Origin of the sequence: Cellulomonas gelida (genome assembly GCF_006538725.1) — a bacterium.
In the GTDB taxonomy this organism is placed as follows: domain Bacteria; phylum Actinomycetota; class Actinomycetes; order Actinomycetales; family Cellulomonadaceae; genus Cellulomonas; species Cellulomonas gelida.
The window spans coordinates 1-20710 of sequence record NZ_BJLQ01000046.1; the positions used below are offsets into that span (position 1 = coordinate 1).

17 protein-coding genes are annotated in these 20710 nt (G+C 74.1%); 11 read left to right on the plus strand and 6 right to left on the minus strand.

The features are described 5' to 3' along the window. Nucleotides 1-513: 513 nt before the first annotated feature. On the minus strand, nucleotides 514-1386 hold the full coding sequence (locus CGE01nite_RS15040) for a UCP033725 family protein (protein ID WP_048342656.1): 873 nt from the start codon (nucleotides 1384-1386) through the stop codon (nucleotides 514-516). Nucleotides 1387-1650: 264 nt separating this feature from the next. Further along, nucleotides 1651-3090 (minus strand): adenylosuccinate lyase, encoded by a 1440-nt coding sequence (purB, locus tag CGE01nite_RS15045; RefSeq protein ID WP_141371567.1) that lies wholly within the window; start codon nucleotides 3088-3090, stop codon nucleotides 1651-1653. A gap of 249 nt (nucleotides 3091-3339) precedes the next feature. On the opposite strand from purB, the gene CGE01nite_RS15050 reads away from it, so the two are divergent. From CGE01nite_RS15050 to CGE01nite_RS15070, 5 genes are read left to right on the plus strand one after another with little or no spacing between them, the layout of a single operon-like run. Beyond that, a complete protein-coding gene (locus CGE01nite_RS15050; protein WP_141371568.1) occupies nucleotides 3340-4176 on the plus strand; it encodes a DUF4129 domain-containing protein in 837 nt (278 codons plus the stop codon). Continuing rightward, nucleotides 4173-4802: a hypothetical protein gene (locus CGE01nite_RS15055; protein ID WP_141371569.1), complete on the plus strand. Its 630-nt coding sequence runs from the start codon at nucleotides 4173-4175 to the stop codon at nucleotides 4800-4802. The genes CGE01nite_RS15050 and CGE01nite_RS15055 overlap by 4 nt, the downstream gene beginning before the upstream one ends. Continuing rightward, a complete protein-coding gene (locus CGE01nite_RS15060) occupies nucleotides 4799-5821 on the plus strand; it encodes an AAA family ATPase (RefSeq protein ID WP_141371570.1) in 1023 nt (340 codons plus the stop codon). The genes CGE01nite_RS15055 and CGE01nite_RS15060 overlap by 4 nt, the downstream gene beginning before the upstream one ends. Then, entirely contained in the window at nucleotides 5818-7194 is a 1377-nt protein-coding gene (locus CGE01nite_RS15065) for a DUF58 domain-containing protein (RefSeq protein WP_141371571.1), read from the plus strand. The genes CGE01nite_RS15060 and CGE01nite_RS15065 overlap by 4 nt, the downstream gene beginning before the upstream one ends. Then, on the plus strand, nucleotides 7191-7781 hold the full coding sequence (locus CGE01nite_RS15070) for a hypothetical protein (protein ID WP_170210997.1): 591 nt from the start codon (nucleotides 7191-7193) through the stop codon (nucleotides 7779-7781). Before CGE01nite_RS15065 ends, CGE01nite_RS15070 begins: the two co-directional genes overlap by 4 nt. Before the next feature lie 75 nt (nucleotides 7782-7856). Here CGE01nite_RS15070 and CGE01nite_RS15075 read toward each other — a convergent pair whose 3' ends face one another. Beyond that, the gene (locus CGE01nite_RS15075; RefSeq protein WP_048342652.1) at nucleotides 7857-8240 is read right to left on the minus strand and encodes a phage holin family protein; all 384 of its coding nucleotides are present in this window, start codon (nucleotides 8238-8240) and stop codon (nucleotides 7857-7859) included. 149 nt (nucleotides 8241-8389) lie between these two features. Between CGE01nite_RS15075 and CGE01nite_RS15080 the strand changes: the two genes are divergently transcribed. The 5 genes from CGE01nite_RS15080 to CGE01nite_RS15100 all read left to right on the plus strand — a co-directional run bounded on the left by CGE01nite_RS15080 (nucleotide 8390) and on the right by CGE01nite_RS15100 (nucleotide 14998). Then, nucleotides 8390-9451, plus strand: a complete 1062-nt coding sequence (locus CGE01nite_RS15080; RefSeq protein WP_170210998.1) for an endo-1,4-beta-xylanase — start codon at nucleotides 8390-8392, stop codon at nucleotides 9449-9451. Between the two features lie 30 nt (nucleotides 9452-9481). Beyond that, nucleotides 9482-10549, plus strand: a complete 1068-nt coding sequence (hisC, locus tag CGE01nite_RS15085) for a histidinol-phosphate transaminase (RefSeq protein WP_141371574.1) — start codon at nucleotides 9482-9484, stop codon at nucleotides 10547-10549. Between the two features lie 448 nt (nucleotides 10550-10997). Next, on the plus strand, nucleotides 10998-12125 hold the full coding sequence (gene pdhA / locus CGE01nite_RS15090) for a pyruvate dehydrogenase (acetyl-transferring) E1 component subunit alpha (RefSeq protein WP_174773471.1): 1128 nt from the start codon (nucleotides 10998-11000) through the stop codon (nucleotides 12123-12125). Beyond that, the gene (locus CGE01nite_RS15095; RefSeq protein ID WP_229747607.1) at nucleotides 12122-13321 is read left to right on the plus strand and encodes an alpha-ketoacid dehydrogenase subunit beta; all 1200 of its coding nucleotides are present in this window, start codon (nucleotides 12122-12124) and stop codon (nucleotides 13319-13321) included. Before pdhA ends, CGE01nite_RS15095 begins: the two co-directional genes overlap by 4 nt. A 33-nt stretch (nucleotides 13322-13354) precedes the next feature. Beyond that, a complete protein-coding gene (locus CGE01nite_RS15100) occupies nucleotides 13355-14998 on the plus strand; it encodes a dihydrolipoamide acetyltransferase family protein (RefSeq protein ID WP_141371575.1) in 1644 nt (547 codons plus the stop codon). Nucleotides 14999-15227: 229 nt separating this feature from the next. Here CGE01nite_RS15100 and CGE01nite_RS15105 read toward each other — a convergent pair whose 3' ends face one another. The 3 genes from CGE01nite_RS15105 to CGE01nite_RS15115 all read right to left on the minus strand — a co-directional run bounded on the left by CGE01nite_RS15105 (nucleotide 15228) and on the right by CGE01nite_RS15115 (nucleotide 18138). Next, nucleotides 15228-15647: a hypothetical protein gene (locus CGE01nite_RS15105; RefSeq protein ID WP_141371576.1), complete on the minus strand. Its 420-nt coding sequence runs from the start codon at nucleotides 15645-15647 to the stop codon at nucleotides 15228-15230. Between the two features lies 1 nt (nucleotide 15648). Then, entirely contained in the window at nucleotides 15649-16191 is a 543-nt protein-coding gene (locus CGE01nite_RS15110; RefSeq protein WP_141371577.1) for a QcrA and Rieske domain-containing protein, read from the minus strand. A 69-nt stretch (nucleotides 16192-16260) separates the two neighbouring features. Then, nucleotides 16261-18138 carry an MDR family MFS transporter gene (locus CGE01nite_RS15115; protein ID WP_141371578.1) on the minus strand — a complete coding sequence of 626 codons (1878 nt, stop codon included), beginning with the start codon at nucleotides 18136-18138 and terminating at the stop codon, nucleotides 16261-16263. Between the two features lie 243 nt (nucleotides 18139-18381). Here CGE01nite_RS15115 and CGE01nite_RS15120 point away from each other — a divergent pair, with 243 nt between their 5' ends. Beyond that, on the plus strand, nucleotides 18382-20535 hold the full coding sequence (locus tag CGE01nite_RS15120) for a bifunctional copper resistance protein CopD/cytochrome c oxidase assembly protein (protein ID WP_141371579.1): 2154 nt from the start codon (nucleotides 18382-18384) through the stop codon (nucleotides 20533-20535). The last annotated feature ends 175 nt before the right edge of the window (nucleotides 20536-20710 follow it).

The window sequence follows — 20710 nt, forward strand, 5'->3', positions numbered from 1 at the left end:
TTCGGGATCGGCGCGGACGTGAACGATCGGCTCGCGGATGCCGGGCCGGCGGTCCCGAGCAGCATCACGATCATCCCGATGATCGCGGCAACCGCAGATGCGGGGTTCCGCAGCGCTCGTGCTCGGAATCTGTCCTCCGCCATGGTGTACTCCTCGCGCCTTTCTGCTCCCGGCGGAGTGCGCGACCCCTACGTCTCGCCAGTACCCGCAGATCGGTGAGACGCTAACGGCCCGGATCAACGCTCAGGAAGTCGCTCGATCGTGGCGCCCCCTCCTGCCATCGCGTGCTATGCGCGTGCAGTATCGGATGGTCTGGTACACGAGCAGGTGGCTGATGCTCCTATAGCTGTCAACCGGCCTGCGCAGTGCCGGTGGCCGCGACGCGCGGGGGCGTATGGCGGGCCAGGGACCACCACTCGGGCGGCCACGCCCGCCCGCAACACCACTCCGGACCCTGCTTGGCCGCGACCCTCCACTGGGCGAAGAGCCTTGAGAGCCCGGTACGACGAGGTCTCAGTACGACGAGGACTGCGAGACCGGGCGGCGCAGCGCCCGCGCCGGCCCGGGCGACCACGTGTGCGGCACGACCTGGTTGGTCTGGATGTCCGTGAGCTCGGCCGCGTACACGACCGCCTCGTAGACGCCCGCCTCGACGCGGTCGAGGCGCAGGTGCTCGGCGTGGTCCAGGTCGTCGCCCAGGTGCGAGATCCGCGCGACCACGTAGCGCTGCGCGTCCTGCCACTGGTCGACGACGCGTACCGCGAGCCCGTTCCAGCGGGCCGTGAGGTCGAGCTCGAACAGCTCCGAGACGTCCTCGCGCGGCACGCGGCGGAACCACCGGCCGGAGTGCGCCTGCTGGAAGCCGGTCTCGGCGAGCGGCGGGTTGGCGAGCGCGAGCACCACGGTGTTCCCGCCGTCGACCAGGTCCGCCTCGAGGTAGGCGCTGTGCCACTTCGCGACCGGTCCGACGCACCTCGACAGCGAGGCGAGCGCGGGGCGGTACCCGAGGTTCGTGACCGACCAGCCCGTGCCGACGTCGCCGTAGCGCGCCAGGAGCGTGACCGACCCGTCGGCGAACACGCGGACGAGCTCGGCGCCCGGCGTGACGCGGGAGTGTCGCAGCCACCACAGGGGGACGATGTAGCCCGGCACGTCGCGGTACTGCAGCTGCGGGCCGGACTCGAAGCGGAGCAGGTCGATGAACTGGGCGTCCCGGCGGAACGGCGAACCCGGGTAGCCGAGCCCGTGGACCTCGAACAGCTGGGCGGGCGTCGTCGCGAACGCGACGTCCTCGGCGCGGACCACGTAGCCGGCCATGCGGTCGTAACCGCCCTCGACGTGGGCCCGCGCGAGCGCGGGGGTGATCGCCTTCTGCATCAAGGTCATGGCGGCCTCGCCTACGACTTGGGGGGATGGACGATGACGGTTCCCCGGCTGCGAGCCCGAGGGCTCAGGAACGGGTAAAACGGACGGATCGGGCCCGATTCTGCAAGGAAACGGGTCACATGTCCAGATCGGTTCCGTCGAAAGTGGTAGCGCGCCCACACCGAAACCGATTCCGGGCGCGCCGGGGTGATCACGGTCACACCCGCTCCGCTGGGATCGCCGCGGATCCGCTGCACGGACGCGCTCGCGCGAGCCCCGGACGGGTCAGGCGTCGAGGTGCGCGACGAGCGCGGCGGCCAGGCCCGTGTAGCCGGCGGGGGTGAGCTCCTGCAGGCGCGCGGCCACGTCCGCGGGCAGGCCGAGGCCCGCGATGAACTCGCGCATGTCGTCGGCCGTCAGACGACGACCGCGCGTGAGCTCCTTGAGCCGCTCGTACGGGTTCTCCATGCCGGTGACGCCCGCGACGGAGGCCGCGCGCATCGCCGACTGGACGGGCTCGCCGAGCACCTCCCAGTTCTCGTCGAGCTCGCGCGCGAGCAGCGCCGCGTCGACGGACAGCGCGCGCAGCCCTCGTCGGACGTTGTCGATCGCCAGGAGGCTGTGCCCGAACGCCGGGCCGATGTTGCGCTGCGTGGTCGAGTCCGTCAGGTCGCGCTGCAGGCGCGACGTGACCAGGGTCGAGGCGAGCGTGTCGAGCAGCGCCGACGAGAGCTCGAGGTTGGCCTCGGCGTTCTCGAACCGGATGGGGTTGACCTTGTGCGGCATGGTCGACGAACCGGTCGCGCCCGCCACGGGGATCTGGATGAACACGCCGCGCGAGATGTACGTCCAGACGTCGGTCGCGAGGTTGTGCAGCACGCGGTTGAAGCGCGAGACGTCGGCGTAGAGCTCGGCCTGCCAGTCGTGCGACTCGATCTGCGTGGTCAGCGGGTTCCACGTCAGGCCCAGGTGCTCGACGAACGTGCGCGAGACCTCCTGCCAGTCGGCGCCCGGCACGGCGACGACGTGCGCGCCGTACGTGCCGGTCGCGCCGTTGATCTTGCCGAGGTACTCGTCCCCGGCGATCCGGCGCAGCTGGCGGCGCAGCCGGTGGGCCAGGACCGCGAGCTCCTTGCCGAGCGTCGTGGGCGTCGCGGGCTGGCCGTGGGTCAGGGCGAGCAGGGGCTGGTCGGCGTGCTCGTGGGCCAGCACGGCGACCTCGTCGGCCAGCGCGGTCGCGGCCGGGAGCCACACCTCCTGCACCGCGCCGCGGACCATGAGCGCGTAGGAGAGGTTGTTGATGTCCTCGCTGGTGCACGCGAAGTGCACGAGCTCGCCGACCGAGGGCAGGACCGTGCCCTCACCCAGGGCGCCCGGCGCCGCCTCGAGCCGGCGCTTGAGGAAGTACTCGACCGCCTTCACGTCGTGCACCGTGACGCGCTCGATCTCCGCGAGCTCGGCGACCTCGGCGGCGCCGAACGTCGCGACGACGTCCCGCAGGTAGGCGACCTCGGCGTCGCTCAGCACCGGCGCGCCCGGCACGACGCCGCGGCTCGTCAGGTGGATGAGCCACTCGACCTCGACGTGCACGCGCGCCCGGTTGAGCGCAGCCTCCGACAGGTGGTCGACGAGCGGCGCGACCGCGGGGCGGTAACGGCCGTCGAGCGGGCCGAGGGCGATCGGCGGGGTGACGTCGGCGAGGCTCACGCGCGCGGGAGAGGTCATGGCGCCCATCATCCCAGGGCGTGCCCCGCGCGCGGGCACCGGTCCATGCACGGACGGGCGGGGCGCGGACCGGCGGGGCGCGGACCGGCGGGGCGCGGACGGGCGCAGGGTGGACCGGGGCGATTCGCCCAGCGTGTCGTCGGGCGGGGCCGCGGGTCGTTACCGTGAGCGCGCGGGCGCGGGACGCACGCGGTGCGGCGGGACGACGATCCGCCGCCGACGACGCACGACGAGGTCTGGGGAGGGCGCATGGCGGTCCGCCCGACGCGCCCCGACCGTCCCGGAGCGCACGACGCCGCGCCGGGCGACCCCTCCGCGAGCGACCCGACGACGATCGGCGCCGCCACGGCCGCGCGGATCCGCTCGGCGCAGCGCACGGCGCTCGTCGCGGGCGGGCTCGTCGTCGTGACCGTGCTCGCCGCGGCCGTCGCCGGACCGTTCGTGCCCGGCCAGCGACCGGGCGCCGAGTTCGACCTCCCCACCGCCCTGCTGCCCGACCGCAACCAGCCCACCCCCGCGCCGACGGGCGACGCGGTCGCCGACGTCGTGCCCGAGAACGGCATGCCCGCGTGGCTCGTCGTCATCGGCTTCTTCGTGGTGCTCGCGCTGCTCACGTTCCTGGGTCGTCAGGCGGTGCGCGTCGTGCGGCGGTGGCTCGAGCAGCAGCGCGAGCTCGGGTTCGAGGAGGGCTTCACCGCCGGGACGCTGCTGCGCGGCGACGTGCTCGACCTCGCGCAGCCCGCGCTCGCGGCGGGGGTCGAGGACGCGTTCGACGCACTCGCGCGCGACCTGCCGCCCGGCGACGCCGTGATCGCCGCGTGGGTCGCGCTCGAGCAGTCCGCCGAGCGCAGCGGCGTGGTGCGCGAGCGCGCGCAGACCGCGACCGAGTTCACGCTCGACCTGCTCGACACCACGCGCGCCGACCCCGCCGCGAGCCGCACGCTGCTCGACCTCTACCTCGCGGCGCGGTTCAGCGAGCACCCGGTCACCGACGACGACGTCACGCGAGCCCGTGCCGCGCTCCACGACATCGCCCGCGGCCTGCGCCGTCGCACGGACCCGGAGTCCGACGAGGGCGCGTCGTGATCGGCCAGCTGTGGCACCTCGTGTGGCGCGAGGGCGTCGGCGTGCTCGTGGGCGTCGGGCTCGGGCTCATGGCCGGGTTCACGTGGTGGTCGTCGATCGTCCTCGGCATCGCGGTCGCCGCGTTCGTCGTCGTCGTGACGCGGCTCGAGCCCGACCCGGAGCCCGACTGGGAGCGCGAGCGTCACGTGCGCCCGGACGGCTCGCGCGGCGACCTGCAGGACCTCGCGTGGTCGATGGTGGGCCGCGACGGCCGTGCGGGTGAGCGCGCGATGCGCCGCCTGCGCGAGACCGCGACGGTCCGGCTCGCGCGCCACGGCGTGGACCTGGCGGACCCCGAGCAGCTCGACGCCGTCGTCGCGCTCGTCGGCCGCCGCGCCGCGCAGACGCTCACGCGGCGGTCCGCGCCGTTGCCGTCGGTCGCGGACCTGACCTTCACCCTCGGTGTGCTCGAGGCCCTCGGCCCGCGTCCCGCGAGGTCCGACGAGCCGGTCGACCAGCCCGACGACCAGCCTGACGACCAGCCAGCGGACCGGCCCGGCGACCCCACCGACCTCGTGACACCCGCCGGCGGTCGCGCGCCGGCCCCCGACCAGCCCCGCACCCCGCGCCCCAGGAGGAACCGATGACCGAGCGCATCCCCGAGCCGGCGTCCGCGCCGCGCACCGAGCCCCACCTGCCCGTCACGGAGGTCGCCGCGCACGGCCGCGCGGTGCTCGACGAGGTCGCCACCGCGGTCGTCGGCATGCGTGAGCCGCTGACGGTCGCGCTCGCGGCGATCCTCGCGGGCGGGCACGTGCTGTTCGAGGACGTGCCCGGCCTGGGCAAGACCCTCGCGGCGCGCTCGCTCGCGACCGCGCTCGGCCTGGAGTTCCGGCGCGTGCAGTGCACGCCCGACCTGCTGCCGTCGGACATCACCGGGTCCTCGGTGTTCGACCCGGCCTCGGCGAGCTTCGACTTCCGGCCCGGCCCGGTGTTCGCGGGGCTGCTGCTGGCCGACGAGATCAACCGCACCGCGCCCAAGACCCAGTCCGCGCTGCTCGAGGCGATGGCCGAGCGGCAGGTCACGGTCGACGGCGTGACGCGGCCGCTGCCCGACCCGTTCCACGTGGTCGCGACGTCCAACCCGGTCGAGTACGAGGGCACGTACCCGCTGCCCGAAGCCCAGCTCGACCGGTTCATGGTGCGTCTCGCAGTCGGGTACCCGCAGCGAACCTCCGAGGTCGACGTGCTCGCGCGTCGCCTCGCGCGGCGGCAGGAGGCGGCCACCGTGCGCACGGTCGTCGACGCGCCCACGCTGCGCGCGATGCAGGCGGGCGTCGAGGCCGTCACGGTCGACGACGACGTGCTCGGCTACTGCGTGGACCTCGCCGCCGCGACGCGTCAGCACGCCGCGGTCGAGGTCGGTGCGTCCCCGCGCGGGTCGCAGGCGCTCGTGCTCGTCGCGCGGTCCGTCGCGGTGCTCGAGGGCCGCGACTTCGTGACGCCCGAGGACGTCAAGGCCGTGGGCGTCGCGACGCTCGCGCACCGGATCTCGCTGACGCCGCAGGCGTGGGCGTCGGGCCTCGCGCCGCAGCGCGTCGTGCAGGAGGTCCTCGCGCACGTGCCCGGTCCCGCGACGGTGCGGGGGGTCGGCGCCGCGCGATGAACGAGCCCTGGTCCCGCGGGCAGACGACGGCGGTCGGCGCGACCGTCGGCGTCGTGCTGCTGCTCGTCGGCGCGGCCGTGGGGCGCGCGGACGTCGCGGTGCTCGCGGTACCGCTCGTCGGGGCGGCCGTGTGGGGCTGGCTGCGCACGCCGTCGCGCGAGATCGAGGTGCACCTGGGCGCGTCCGACGACGTCGACGACGAGACGAACGCTCCGGCCGACGAGGGTGCGGCCGACCTCGACGGCGGCGAGGGTGCGACCACCGCAGCGGCTGACGACGAGCCGGGGACCTTGCGCTCGCGCGTGCGGATCACCGCGCCGCGCGGCACGGCGGCCGTCGTCGTGGCGGTGCGGCGCTCGAACCGCTCGCAGGACGAGGTGGTCGTGCAGGTCCGCGGGCAGCGCACGTTGCCGCTCGTCGTGCACACCGTGCGGACCGGTCCGCAGACCGTCGCGGAGATCGACGCGATCGGCATCGGCCCGGGCGGCGCGACCGTCTCGGAGCCGGTCGAGCCTGCGACCGACGACGCGCTCGTCCTGCCGACGCCCGGCCCGCTGGGCCAGCTGCCCCTGCCGTTCCGGCTGCGCGGCCTGTCGGGTGCGCACCCGTCGCGCCGGCCCGGTGAGGGTGGCGGGCTGCGGGACGTGCACCCGTACACGCCCGGCGACCGCCTGCGCCGCATCGACTGGCGCGTGACGGCGCGCCGTTCCCCGGCGCTGCAGGAGCTGTACGTGCGCCGTGAGCTCGCGCTCGCGGAGGCCGCGGTGCTGCTGGTCGTCGACTCGCGCGACGACATCGGCCCCGACCCGCGCACGTGGCGCGGCTCGCTGCGACCGCGCGCGTCCGACCCGACGTCGCTCGACCTCGCGCGGCAGGCGGCCACATCCCTCGCGCAGGCCTACCTCGCGGCGGGCGACCGCGTGGGGCTCGACGACCTGGGCGCGGTCCGCCGTCCCCTGCCGCCCGGCGGCGGCAGGCGCCAGCTCGACCGGATCCGGCACGCGCTCGCGCTGACCAGGCCCGAGGGCGAGCCGCTGCACCGCGTGCGTGCACCGCAGCTCCCGTCGGGCGCGCTCGTGATCGTGTTCTCGACGTTCCTCGACGACGCCGCGGCGGACGCGGCCGTGCAGTGGCGGCGCGCGGGGCACCGGGTCGTGGCCGTGGACGTGCTGCCGACGCTGCGCGAGGCCGTGCTGCGGGACCGGGAGCGCCTCGCGCTGCGGCTCGTGCGCCTCGCGCGGACCGACCGGCTCGCGGGTCTGCAGGACGCGGACGTCGAGCTGGTGACGTGGCGCGACGCGCCGCAGGTGGCGCTCGCCGGGCTCGCGCGCAGCGGCCAGCGGCGGCCCGGGGCGGGGGCGGGAGTGCGATGACCGAGCCGACGAACCCGCGAGTGACGACGCCCAGGTGGTGGTCCGTGCTGCCCGGGCTGCGACCGGCACCCGAGCCGGAAGCCGAGCTCGAGGTCGGCCCGACCGTCAGCGGCGGGGTCGTGCGGATCTGCACGGGCCTGCTCGTCGCACTGCTGCTGATGGTCGGCTGGTCCGTGCTGCTGCCGCTGTCGTTGTCGTCCGTCGTGGGCGCGCTGCTCCTGGCGGCGCTGGTCGCGGCGCTGCCGAGGCTGTCGCTCGTGTGGGTCGCGGTGCTGGTCGTCGGGTTCGAGGTGCTGATCGGCGGCCCGCCCGCGGTGCTGACGACGCTCGCGCTCGTCCTGCTCGTGCACCTCGCGGTGTGGGCGAGCACGTGGTCGGCGCGCGTGGCGCTGCGCTCGCGCATCGAGATCGCCGTGCTCGCCGAGGGCCTGCGCGAGGTCGCGCTGCTGCAGGTCCCGGCGCAGGTCCTCGCCGTGGTCGCGCTCGTGCTCGCCGGCGCGACGCTCGACGCGGGCGACCTGTGGCGCGTCCTCGCGCTCGTCACGGGTGCGGCAGTCGCGGCGATCGTCCTGCCGCGCCGCCTCTGACGCCGACGACGTGCGCGTCGACCAGGCGCACGCCTGACGCGCGTCCGTCGTCGCGCGCTGCCTGCTCGCGCCCGGCTACTTGCGCGAGCCGGGCAGCAGGATCGAGAGCGCGAACGAGACGATCGAGATGATCAGCGCGCCGCCGACGGCCCACCAGAAGCCCTCGATCTCGAGGCCCCAGTCGGTGAAGCCCGTGATCCACGCGGTGAGCAGGAGCATGAGGGCGTTCACGACCAGCGTGAACAGACCCAGCGTGAGGATGTACAGCGGGATCGAGAGGATCTGGACGATCGGCTTCACGACCGCGTTGACGATCCCGAAGATCAACGCGATGAAGCCGATGATGAGGACCTTCTCGCTCGTCGAGTCCGCGCCGACGATCTGCAGGCCGTCGGACAGCAGGACGGTCGCGAGCCAGATCGCGAACCCGTTGATGATCACGCGCAGCACGAAGGACATGCGTCGATCCTGCCAGGCAAGCCTGCGCGCTGCCGGAAGTTCGCACCTGCGGACAGGTCGGCGCGCTACCATCGCGCAGGTTTCGGCGACGACGCCGAAAGTCGATCGGAGACTCGATGCCTCACGCCGTGCCCTCCCGCCGTCGCGCCGTGGCAGCGCTGCTGCCCCTGCTGCTCGCCCTGCCGCTCGCCGCGTGCAGCGACGACCCCGAGCCGGGACCGACCGCCGCGCCGACGCAGGGCGGGACCGGACCGGTCCTCGCGGAGATCGCGGGGGGCAGCGCGCTCGACATCGGCTTCGCGGTCGCCCCCGAGCTGCTCGACGAGCCCGAGTACCGCGAGATCGTCGACACCCACGCGTCCCTCGTCGTCGCCGAGAACGTCATGAAGTGGGAGACCACCGAACGCGTGCAGGGCCAGTGGGACTTCGCCGGCGCCGACACGCTCGCGCAGTACGCGCGCGAGCACGGCAAGAAGCTCTACGGCCACACGCTCGTCTGGCACTCCCAGCTCCCCGACTGGGTCGCCGCGCTCGACGCGCCCGCGATGCAGGCCGCGATGGAGGAGCACATCCGCACGCAGGTCGAGCACTTCAAGGGCCAGGTCTTCGCGTGGGACGTGGTCAACGAGGCGATCGACGACGACGGCACGCGCCGCGCGGGATCGCCGTTCCAGGCGACCCTCGGTGACGGGTACATCGAGGATGCGTTCCGCACCGCGCACGAGGCGGACCCCGACGCCCAGCTCTGCTACAACGACTACGACCTCGAGGCGATCGGCCCGAAGTCCGACGCGGTCTACGCGATGGTGTCCGACCTCGTGGCGCGCGACGTGCCGATCGACTGCGTGGGCTTCCAGGGCCACCTCACCGGCGGCAAGCTCGGCGACGACCTGCAGGAGAACCTCCAGCGGTTCGTCGACCTCGGCCTGACCGTCCGGTTCACCGAGGTCGACGTGCGCATCCCGACGCCGCCCAACGACGCGGACCTCGCGCAGCAGGCCGAGGACTTCGGCACGGTCGTCAGCACGTGCCTCGCGGTCGAGGGCTGCCTGGGCGTCACGTTCTGGGGCGTCACGGACCGCTACTCGTGGGTCCCGCAGTGGTTCCCCGGCTACGGCGCGGCGTTGCTGTGGGACGAGGACTACGCCACGAAGCCCGCGTTCGACGCGGTCGTCGAGGCGGTCGGGGCCGGGCGGCCGGGTCGCGGCTGAGCCCGCGGGCATCGGTGGCATCCTGTGCACGTGAGCCGCCCCGTCCTTCGTCGTGCCCTCGCCGACCTGCCGCCGTACGTCCCCGGCGCGCGCTCACCGGTGGGGGCGGCGGCGTTCAAGCTGTCGTCGAACGAGAACCCGTACCCGCCGCTGCCGTCCGTGATGGCCGCGATCGCCGATGCCGCGGTCGACGTGAACCGCTACCCGGACATGTACGCGACCGAGCTGACCGAGGCGATCGCGGAGCAGCTGGGCGTCACGCCCGAGCAGGTCGTCGTGGGCTGCGGGTCGGTGGCCGTCCTGGGGCACGTCCTGACCGCGTTCTGCGAGGCCGACGACGAGGTCGTGTTCCCCTGGCGCTCGTTCGAGGCGTACCCGATCGCGGTGACCCTCGCCGGCGCGCGCGGCGTGCGCGTGCCCGTGACCGACGACGGCCGGCTCGACCTGCCCGCGATGGCCGCGGCGGTCACCGACCGCACGCGGGTCGTGCTGGTCTGCACGCCCAACAACCCGACCGGCCCGGCCGTGCGCGCCGACGAGCTCGAGCAGTTCCTCGACACGGTGCCGGAAGAGGTGCTCGTCGTGCTCGACGAGGCGTACGTCGAGTTCGTGCGGGACGCCGCGGCCGCTGACGGCCTCGCCGTGTTCGCCGCGCGCCGCAACGTGGTGCTGCTGCGCACGTTCTCCAAGGCCTACGGCCTGGCCGGGCTGCGCGTCGGGTACGCCGTCGCGCGGACCAGGCACGCCGCGGGCATCCGGGCCGCGTCGACGCCGTTCGGGGTCTCGAGCGTCGCGCAGCTCGCCGCGGTGGCGTCGCTGCGCTCGCGCGACGAGCTGCTGGCGCGGGTCGACGCGATCGTCAAGGAGCGCTCGCGGATGCTCACCGCGCTGCGCGCGCAGGGCTGGACCGTGCCCGACAGCGAGGCCAACTTCGTGTGGCTCGGTGTCGGCGACCACGCGACCGCGCTCGCCGAGCGCTGCTCACGGAACGGCGTGATCGTGCGGGCCTTCGCGGGCGACGGCGTGCGCGTGAGCGTGGGCGAGCCCGAGGCGACGGACCTGCTGCTCGAGGTCACCGCCCAGCACCTGAGCCGCTGACCTGCGGACCTTTCCCCGAGGCGTCGTCGCGGGACAGCATCAGAGCCCCGTGAGGCGCTCCGGGTGCCCTGTGGGGTGCCGACAAGTCGGGCGACCGATCCTTGTCGCCAGGGGTTGCCTGGAACCTACGGAGGCGTAGGCTACGGTGTCGTAGGTTGGGTGCTGGACCAGGCCCCACGTCCCGGAGCGGCTACCGCCGCTGCACGCGAAGGAGCACCGCGTGAGCTCGTCCGGCCTCCCCCACGCCGACATCTCTCCCGCAGCAGCCCTCGGGCACGGTCAGACCGGATCACCGTCCGGGTCGACCGCGCCGGCTGCCCCATGGACCCCCGCCGCTACCCCCGGCGGGCCGGCCGCGGCCCCCGTCCCCACCTCGGACGGACGGGCCGCGGCCCACTCCACGTCTCCCGCGGCGTCCCCGTCGCCGGCCTCGGCCGACGCCGGGCCGCTGACGGAGGAGGGGCTCGTCCAGCTCCTCACGCCCAGCGGCGAGCGCGTCGCGCACCCCGAGTACGACGCCTACGTGGCGGACCTGACCGACGACGACCTGCGCGCGATGTACCGCGACATGGTCCTGGTCCGCCGGTTCGACACCGAGGCCACCGCGCTGCAGCGCCAGGGCGAGCTCGCGCTGTTCGCGCAGGCGCTCGGCCAGGAGGCCGCGCAGGTCGGCTCCGGGCGCGCGCTGCGCCCGCAGGACCACGTGTTCCCGAGCTACCGCGAGCACGGGGTCGCGCACGTGCGCGGGGTCGAGCTCACCGAGGTGCTGCGGCTGTTCCGCGGCGTCGACCACGGCGGCTGGGACCCGGTCGCGCACGGCTTCCACCTCTACACGCTCGTGATCGGCTCGCACACGCTGCACGCGACCGGCTACGCGATGGGCGTCGTGCGCGACGGCCTCGTCGGCACGGGCGACCCGGACAAGGACACCGCGGTCGTCACGTACTTCGGCGACGGCGCGACCTCGCAGGGGGACGTGAGCGAGGCCCTCGTCTTCGCGGCGGTCAACCAGGCGCCCGTGGTGCTGTTCTGCCAGAACAACCAGTGGGCGATCTCGGAGCCGACGACGCGCCAGGCCACCGTGCCGATCGCGGCGCGCGCCCCGGGCTTCGGCATCCCCGCGGTGCGGGTCGACGGGAACGACGTGCTGGCGAGCTACGCGGTGACCGCGCAGGCGCTCGAGCGCGCGCGGTCCGGCGGCGGCCCGACGTTCGTCGAGGCCTTCACGTACCGCATGGGTGCGCACACGACGTCCGACGACCCGTCGCGCTACCGCAGCTCCGAGCAGGAGGAGCACTGGCGCCGGCGCGACCCGATCGACCGCCTGCGCGCCTACCTCGAGTCGCGCGACGCGCTGCCGTCGCAGTTCCTCGCGTCGCTCGCGGCGGAGGGGGACGCCCTCGGCGAGCACATCCGCACGACGATCCGCGCGATGGGCCACCCGTCGCCCGCGTCGATGTTCGAGCACGTCTACGCCACCCCGCACTCGGGCGTCGAGGCCGAGCGCGCGTGGTTCGAGTCCTACGAGTCGTCGTTCCTGGACCGTCCCGGTCACTCCGAGGGGAGCCACCGATGAGCACCGCGACGCACGACACCCGCACGGCTGCTGGGGCACACCGGCCCCCCGCCGCGCTGCACGGCCCGACGAGCGGCACCAGCGCCGCGGGCGCGACGAACGGCGTGGCCACCGGCCCGTCGTCGGCCGCCACGCAGGCGACCACCGCGCCGGGTGCGCCCGCACCCTCGTCGGACGTGGCGCCGTTCCCCACGGGCGTCCAGCGCCTGACGTTCGCCAAGGCGATCACGCTCGGCCTGCGCCGTGCGCTCGCGGACGACGACAAGGTCCTGCTCATGGGCGAGGACATCGGCCGGCTCGGTGGCGTGTTCCGCGTGACCGACGGGCTGCAGGCCGAGTTCGGCGAGGACCGCGTGGTCGACACGCCGCTCGCCGAGTCGGGGATCGTCGGGACCGCGATCGGCCTCGCGCTGCGCGGCTACCGCCCGGTGCTCGAGATCCAGTTCGACGGGTTCATCTTCCCCGCGTACGACCAGATCACGACGCAGCTCGCGAAGATGCACTACCGCTCGCGCGGCCGGCTGAACCTGCCCGTCGTCATCCGCGTGCCCTACGGCGGCGGGATCGGCGCGGTCGAGCACCACAGCGAGTCGCCCGAGGTCCTGTTCGCGCACACCGCGGGGCTGCGCGTGGTCACGCCGTCGAGCCCCGCCGAGGCGTACGCGCTGATCCAGCAGGCCGTCACGTCGCCCGACCCGGTGCTGTTCTTCGAGCCCAAGGGCCGGTACTGGGAGAAGGGCGACGTCGACCTCGACGTCCCCGCGACCGCCCCGCACGGCGCCGAGGCGACCGGCATGGACACCGCGCGGGTCGTGCGCGCCGGCACCGACGTCACGCTCGTCGCCTACGGCCCGACCGTCACCACCGCGCTCAAGGCCGCCGAGGCCGCAGCGACCGAGGGGACGAGCGTCGAGGTCGTCGACCTGCGCACGCTCTCGCCGCTCGACACCGCGACCGTCGCCGCGTCCGTGCGGCGCACCGGCCGCTGCGTCGTCGTGCACGAGGCGCCCGTCATGTACGGCACCGGGGCGGAGGTCGCGGCGCGCATCACCGAGGAGTGCTTCTTCCACCTTGAGGCGCCCGTGCTGCGCGTGGGGGGCTTCCACGTCCCCTACCCGGTCGCGAAGATCGAGCACGACTACCTGCCGGGCCTGGACCGCGTGCTCGACGCCGTGGACCGCGCGCTCGCGTTCTGACCCCCGGCTGATCCGCTCACAGGAGACCACGACGTGCCCACGTACCAGCAGTTCCCGCTCCCCGACGCGGGTGAGGGCCTCACCGAGGCCGAGATCGTCGAGTGGCACGTCGCCGTCGGCGACACGGTCGAGGTCAACCAGACGATCGTCGAGATCGAGACCGCGAAGTCGCTCGTCGACCTGCCGTGCCCGTGGGCCGGGGTCGTGACGCGGCTGCTCGTCGAGCCCGGCACCACGGTCGACGTCGGCACGCCGATCATCGAGATCGACACCGACCCGACGGGCGCCGCGCCTGCGGATGCCCCGGGTGCGGCGACGGCCTCCGACGGGTCCGCGTCCGACGAGGCTGCGTCCGACGAGGGTGCGTCCGACGAGGGCGAGCCGGTCGCGACGACCGGTGCGGTGCGCCACGTCGGGCGGACCGCCGAGCGCCGCGGCGTCGAGCCGGGCGGCTCGGACGAGATCGAGGCGGCGCGCGACTCGGCGCTCGCCGGTGGTGCGCAGCGGGAGTCGGTGCTCGTCGGCTATGGGCTCGCCGAGGCCGGCAGCGCGCGTCGTCCCCGCGCGGGTGCGGATCCCGCGCCGCAGGCGCCCACCACGTCGCCGCCGGCCGGCACTGCGTCGTCGACTGCTGCGTCGTCGTCGGCTGCTGAGTCGTCGGCCGTTGCTTCGTCGGCCGCGACAGCCGTCGCTCCGCCGTCGGCCCGGACGACCGCCTCGTCGGGCCTGGCGCCCGCCGCCGCGTCGGGTGTGACGCCCGCCCGCGCGACCCACGTGCTCGCCAAGCCACCCGTCCGCAAGCTCGCGCGTGAGCTCGGTGTCGACCTGGACTCGGTCACCCCGACCGGTCCCGGCGGGATCGTCACGCGCGAGGACGTGCTCGCGCACGCAGCGCAGGCCGAGGCGCGCACGCTCGCGACGTACGCCAAGGACGACGACCGCGCGTGGCTCGCGTCCGGCACGGTCTCGGTCGACGGCCGCCAGACGCGCGTCCCGGTGAAGTCGGTGCGCAAGCGCACCGCGGAGGCGATGGTGACCTCGGCGTTCACCGCGCCGCACGTCACCGTGTTCCACACGGTCGACGTCACGCGGACCATGAAGCTCGTCGAGAAGCTGCGTGCGGACCGCGAGTTCGCGGACGTGCGCGTCACGCCGCTGCTCATCGCCGCCAAGGCGCTGCTGCTGGCCGTGCGCCGCCACCCCGAGATCAACGCGAGCTGGGACGAGGCCTCGCAGGAGATCGTCTACAAGCACTACGTGAACCTGGGCATCGCCGCGGCGACGCCGCGCGGGCTCGTCGTGCCGAACGTCAAGGACGCCCACCGGCTCGGGCTGCACGAGCTCGCGCAGGCGCTCGGCGAGCTGACCGCGACCGCGCGCGCGGGCCGTACGAGCCCGGCGGACATGAGCGACGGGACGATCACCGTCACGAACGTCGGGGTGTTCGGCATCGACACGGGCACGCCGATCCTCAACCCGGGTGAGGCGGCGATCCTGGCGTTCGGCGCGATCCGGCAGCAGCCGTGGGTGCACAAGGGCAAGATCAAGGTCCGCCACGTCACGCAGCTCGCGCTGAGCTTCGACCACCGCCTGGTGGACGGCGAGCTCGGGAGCCGCGTGCTGGCCGACGTCGCCGCGGTCCTGGCAGACCCGGCCCACGGCCTGGTCTGGGGCTGACCCTCTCCCAACGCTGACCCAGCGCTTGCTCCGGCTCGACGCGCGTCAGGCCGGAGCGACCGCAGTTTCGTCGTCGCTCAACCGCGCGACCCAGCGGCTGCTCCGGCTCTGTACGCGTCAGGCCGGAGTGACCGCAGTCTCGTCGTCGCTCAACGTCCCGACCCAGCGGTTGCTCCGGCGCTGCGCGCGTCAGGCCGGAGCAGGTGCTGGGTGGGCGGAGCTGGTGGGGTCAGCGGCGGGCGCGTTCGGCCGTCAGGGCCGCCAGGGCGAAGACGACGGCGAGCGCCTCGGTGATCGCCGAGACCCACTCCTGCCAGCCGGCCCACTGCGACTGCACCCCGAACAGGCCGTCGGGCAGGTAGACCGCGAGCAGGAACCCGGCGAGGGTGCTCGCCCCGAACCCGGCGGCCCCCAGCAGCGGCAGCGGCGAGCGCCAGACCAGCACGAGCACGGCCAGGACGAGGCCGCCGACGCCCTGCAGCCAGAACGCCGTCGCGAGCCAGTTGCCCGTCCCGCCGCCGTAGCCCTGGGACGCGACGAGGTACAGGTGCACCGCCGCGGAGATCGCGACGACGAGCGCGGTGAGCACCCGCCAGGACCACGCGACCGGGCGCGTGCCGCGTCCGGCGACGATCGGGTCCGCGGCCATGTCAGGCCGTCCCGGAGAACACGGCACCGTCCTTCACGTGCACGTCGACGGCCGGCAGCGGCTTGTCGGCGGGCCCGCTGATGTTCGCGCCCTCGAGCGTGAACTTCGAGCCGTGGCACGGGCAGTCGAGCTCGTCCTTGGCGGGCTGCACCGTGCAGCCCTGGTGCGTGCAGATCGCGCTCACCGCAGTGATGGTCCCGGCGGTGGCCTGGACCAAGAGGACCTTCTCCCCGCCGTTCTCGACGAGCAGCGCACCGCCCACCGGCACGTCCGCGACCTGCGCGAGCGGGGTGGCCCCGTCGGCGCCGGGGGTGGCGGCCGGGTCCTTCGCGGTGTCGTCCGTACCGCCCCCGCCCGGCGACGAGCTGCTGCCGCACGCGGCGAGCACCGCGGCGGCCGCGACGGCGATCCCCGCACCGCCCGCACGGGTCAGGAGCTGGCGCCGGTCGAGACACCCCGCACAGGCGGTGTCGTCGTGGTGGCCCTGCGTCACGTCGTCGACTGCGGCCGTGCTGACCGGGCCTGTCGTGGTGGTGCTGGTCATGGCGTGCCTCCGGTGTGTGCGTCCGGCTCGTCGTCCCACGGCCCGGCCCGACAGCCGGTGAGTGCGACGCTAGTGGTCGATGCTGTGGGTCGGCTGGGAACCGACCGGCGGTGACTGCGCGTGCAGACGTTGTTCCTGGTCGGGCGGCTCCACTGCCCGGTCCGAGGCGTCCACCTGGTGAGCAGCGGGCTCGGGGTCCGCCGCCGCCGCGGCCGCGGCCTCGTCGGCCAGGCGGCCCTGGATGCCCGAGACCGTCCGCAGCGGCAGCTCCGGGAGCAGCAGGGTGAGCACCACGCCCGCGATCATCACGAGGCCCGCGATGAGGAGCACCAGGTCGATCGAGGCTGCGAACCCCTCGAGGATCGGCCGCGCGAGGCGCGGGTCGAGTGCCGAGATGAACGACGAGTCGTCGATGCTCAGGCCGTCGGTCCGGCCGGTCTCGAGAAGCTCGAGGACATGCGTGTTCGCGGGGTCGGCGCGCACAGCCGGGTCCGCGACGGCCGCCTGCAGCTCGGGCGTGGCCGCGGCCGACGTGAACGCCTTCGAGATGTTCCCGACGACGGTCGAGAACAGCACCGAGAGGAACAGCGCGGTGCCCAGCGTGCCGCCCATCTGCCGGAAGAACAGCGACGACGAGGTCGCCACGCCCATGTCCTGCACCGGGACGGCGTTCTGCACGGCCAGCACGAGCGGCTGCATCGTGAAGCCCAGGCCCAGGCCGAACACCACCGAGAACGCAAAGATCCACCCGAACGCGGTGTCGACGTCGAGCGTCGCGAACGACAGGCTCCCGACGATCATGAGGATCGTCCCCAGGACGGGGAAGATCTTGTACCGGCCGGTGCGGGCCGTGGTCTGACCGGCGATGACCGAGCCCGCCATGATCCCGACCGTGAACGGGATCAGGGTCAGCCCCGCCTGCGTGGGCGACTGCCCGCGCACGATCTGCAGGTACAGCGGCAGCACCGCGAGCCCACCGAACATGGCCAGGCCGATCACGACGTTCGCCGCGGCGCCGACCGAGAACACCCGGTTGCCGAACAGCCGCAGCGGCAGGATCGCGTCCGCGCCCGCGCGCCGCTCGAGCAGCCAGAACGCGAGCAGTCCCACCGCGCCGACGACGTAGGCCGTCACGGCCCGCGGCGACGTCCAGCCCCACGTGCGGCCCTGCTCCGCGACGACGAGCAGCGGCACCAGCGCCACGACGAGCGCGAGCGCACCCGGCCAGTCCACCCGGTGGTGCACGCGCCGCACGGGCGGCAGGTGCAGCACGCGCGAGACGACGGCGAAGCCGAGCACCCCGAGCGGCACGTTGACCAGGAACACCCAGCGCCAGCCTGCGAAGCCGAGGATCTCGTCGGCACCCGAGAAGAACCCGCCGATCACGGGACCCAGCACCGACGACGTCCCGAACACCGCGAGGAAGTACCCCTGGTAGCGCGCGCGCTCACGCGGCGGGACCAGGTCGCCCAGGATCGTGATCGCGAGCGACATCAGCCCGCCCGCGCCCAGGCCCTGCACGCCGCGGTACACCGCGAGCTGGTACATCGAGTCGGCCGTGCCGGACAGCAGCGAGCCGACGACGAAGATGCTGATCGCGGCCAGGTAGAACGGCTTGCGGCCGTACATGTCGGAGAGCTTGCCGTACAGGGGCGTCGAGATCGTCGCTGTCAGCAGGTACGCCGTGGTGACCCAGGCCTGCAGCGACAGGCCGTGCAGGTCGTCGCCGATCGTGCGCATGGACGTCGCGACGATCGTCTGGTCGAGCGCCGCCAGGAACATGCCGATCATGAGCCCGCCGAGGATCGCGACGATCTCGCGGTGCGAGGGCGGCTGGACACCACCGTCGTCGGGCGGGCTCTCGGACGTGCCAGTGCCAGGCGCGGTCGGCTGCCCCGCGGGGGCGAGCGTCGGTGCGTCGTCGGGGGTGGTCTCGGGCTGCGTCATCTGACCTCGATGGAGGTGGGACCTGGGTGGGACCGGTTGCGCCGGCGGCTGGAGCCCGCCGACGTCCCGGGGCACGACGATCGACCCACCGGGACGCGAATGTCAGCAACAATTCGGGCCCATGGATGTGTTCCCGGTCACAGGGTGCGTCTTGCCGTCCGGACGATCACGCGCCGTGGGGGATGCTGGACGCGTGCTGTGCGTCGACGACTGGTCCGGGCGCCCCCTGGGGGGCGTGAGCGCATGAGCGTCCTCACCGACGTGCGGCGGCCCGGGCCGTGGCGGGTCGTCACGCTCGTCGTCGTCGCCGTGATCGCCGTGGTCGTCGGCGTGTGGTTCTCCGGTGCGGCGCTGCCCGCGCTCGTGCTCGACCCCGGGCCGCTCGTCCGGTGGGGCCTGCCCGTGACCGAGACGCTGGGCGAGGTCGCGGCCGCGACCACGATCGGCGCGCTCGTCCTGGCGGTGTGCGTCCTGCCGCGGCGCGAGGAACGCGCCCCGGGTGCGCGCCGACCCCTGCGCGGCGGGCCCGCCGCCGAGGGCACCGCCTACCCGCGGACCCTGCTCGTCGCCGCGTGGGCCGCGGGCGTGTGGACCGTGGCCGCCGTCGCGCAGCTCGTGCTGTCCTACGCCAACGTCGCCGGGACGTCGGTCACCGCGCCGAGCTTCGGCGACGAGCTGTGGCTGTACGTCACGCAGATCCCGCTCGGCCGCACGCTCGGCTCGGTCGTGGTCGTCGCCGCCGTCGTCACGGCGCTGTCAATGGTCGTGCGCACCCCGACCGGTGCCGCGTGGACCCTTGTGCTCGGGATCGTCGCGCTCTGGCAGCTCGCGCAGCTCGGGCACGCCGCGGGCGCCGCCGGGCACGACCTGGCGACCTCCGCGCTGTTCGTGCACCTCGTCGGCGCCGCCGTGTGGATCGGGGCGCTCGCCGCGCTCGCGGCGCTCGTGCGGGTGGTCGGCACCGACCTCGCCCCCGCGGTCGCGCGCTACTCCGTGATCGCCGGCTGGTGCGTCGCGGCGGTCGCCGTCTCCGGGCTCGTGAGCGGGTGGCTGCGCCTCGGGTCGTTCGCGGGGCTCGACACCCGGTACGGCGCGCTGCTCGTCGCCAAGGTCGTCCTGCTGGTCACGCTCGCGGGGCTCGGGCTGTGGCACCGTCGTCGGACCGTGGCGGCCCTGGCCGGCCGCACGTCGGAGTCCGTGGCGACCGCTACGGCCGGAACCGGAGCGTCGAGCGTCGGAGCGACGGGCACCGCAGCGGTGGGCACCGGCTCCGACCCGCGCGCGAACGGGACCAGGGGCACTCTCGTCGCGGGCGCGACCCGGCTGTTCTGGCGGCTCGTGCTCGTCGAGCTCGCGGTCATGGGGGCCGTCTCGGGCGTGGCCGTGGCGCTCGCGTCCAGCGCGCCGCCCGTGCCGGAGACCCCGCCGGCCGACCCGACCCCGGCCTACCGGATCACCGGCCACCCGCTGCCGCCCGAGCTGACGGCCTCGCGGTGGCTCACCGAGTGGCGCTGGGACCTGCTGCTCGCGTTCGCGACCGTCGCGGGGCTCGTCGTCTACTGGCGCTGGGTGCTGCGGCTGCGCCGGCGCGGCGACGCGTGGCCCTGGGCGCGCACCGCCTCGTGGACCGTCGGGCTCCTGATCTTCGGCTGGACGACGAACAGCGGGCCCGCGACGTACGGCCACATCCTGTTCAGCGCGCACATGATCCAGCACATGGTGCTCGCCATGGTGGTGCCCGTGTTCGTCGCGCTGTCCGCGCCGGTCACCCTGGCGCTGCGGGCGCTGCCCGTGCGCGGGGCCCACCTGTCGGGCGACGTCTCGCGCGGGCCGCGTGAGTGGCTCCTGGTGCTGGTGCACAGCAGGGTCGGGCAGTTCTTCGCGAACCCGATCGTGGCGGCGGTCAACTTCGTCGTCTCGATGCTGCTCTTCTACTACACAGGTCTGTTCGAGTGGTCGCTGCGCAACAGCGTCGGGCACCTGTTCATGGTCGTGCACTTCTCGCTCGCCGGGTACCTGTTCGTCAACTCGATGGTCGGGGTCGACCCGGGCCCGAAGCGGCTCGGGTACCCGCAGCGCCTGCTCGCGCTGTTCGCGACGATGGCGTTCCACGCGTTCTTCGGGGTGTCGCTCGTGTCCGGCGAGTCGCTGCTCGTCGCCGACTGGTTCGGCCTCATGGGCCGGCCCTGGGGGCCGTCCGCGATCGCCGACCAGCAGACCGGCGGCGCGATCACGTGGGGGATCGGCGAGCTCCCGACCCTGGCGCTGGCCATCGGCGTCGCGCTGGCGTGGTCCCGCGACGACGACCGCACCGCGCGCCAACGCGACCGCCGCACTCGCGACGAGGACCCCGAGCTCGACGCCTACAACGCCATGCTCAAGTCCCTCAACGACTGACCCCACCACCTCACCCCCGTCCCCCCCCACCCCAGCCACCCCACCCCCGTCGACCCAGCGCGTGCTCCGGCTCCCGGCGGGACTGGCCTGAGCATCCGCTGCCTCGCGGCGTCACCCCCTGTCGACCCAGCGCGTGCTCCGGCTCCCGGCGGGACTGGCCTGAGCATCCGCTGGC

What these genes read in the sequence shown, in the direction of transcription:
- CGE01nite_RS15040 (WP_048342656.1), bottom strand. Translation starts at nt 1,386, where the DNA reads ATGACCTTGATGCAGAAGGCGATCACCCCCGCGCTCGCGCGGGCCCAC.
- purB (WP_141371567.1), bottom strand. Translation starts at nt 3,090, where the DNA reads ATGACCTCTCCCGCGCGCGTGAGCCTCGCCGACGTCACCCCGCCGATC.
- CGE01nite_RS15050 (WP_141371568.1), top strand. Translation starts at nt 3,340, where the DNA reads ATGGCGGTCCGCCCGACGCGCCCCGACCGTCCCGGAGCGCACGACGCC.
- CGE01nite_RS15060 (WP_141371570.1), top strand. Translation starts at nt 4,799, where the DNA reads ATGACCGAGCGCATCCCCGAGCCGGCGTCCGCGCCGCGCACCGAGCCC.
- CGE01nite_RS15065 (WP_141371571.1), top strand. Translation starts at nt 5,818, where the DNA reads ATGAACGAGCCCTGGTCCCGCGGGCAGACGACGGCGGTCGGCGCGACC.
- CGE01nite_RS15070 (WP_170210997.1), top strand. Translation starts at nt 7,191, where the DNA reads ATGACCGAGCCGACGAACCCGCGAGTGACGACGCCCAGGTGGTGGTCC.
- CGE01nite_RS15075 (WP_048342652.1), bottom strand. Translation starts at nt 8,240, where the DNA reads ATGTCCTTCGTGCTGCGCGTGATCATCAACGGGTTCGCGATCTGGCTC.
- CGE01nite_RS15095 (WP_229747607.1), top strand. Translation starts at nt 12,122, where the DNA reads ATGAGCACCGCGACGCACGACACCCGCACGGCTGCTGGGGCACACCGG.
- CGE01nite_RS15105 (WP_141371576.1), bottom strand. Translation starts at nt 15,647, where the DNA reads ATGGCCGCGGACCCGATCGTCGCCGGACGCGGCACGCGCCCGGTCGCG.
- CGE01nite_RS15110 (WP_141371577.1), bottom strand. Translation starts at nt 16,191, where the DNA reads ATGACCAGCACCACCACGACAGGCCCGGTCAGCACGGCCGCAGTCGAC.
- CGE01nite_RS15115 (WP_141371578.1), bottom strand. Translation starts at nt 18,138, where the DNA reads ATGACGCAGCCCGAGACCACCCCCGACGACGCACCGACGCTCGCCCCC.
- CGE01nite_RS15120 (WP_141371579.1), top strand. Translation starts at nt 18,382, where the DNA reads ATGAGCGTCCTCACCGACGTGCGGCGGCCCGGGCCGTGGCGGGTCGTC.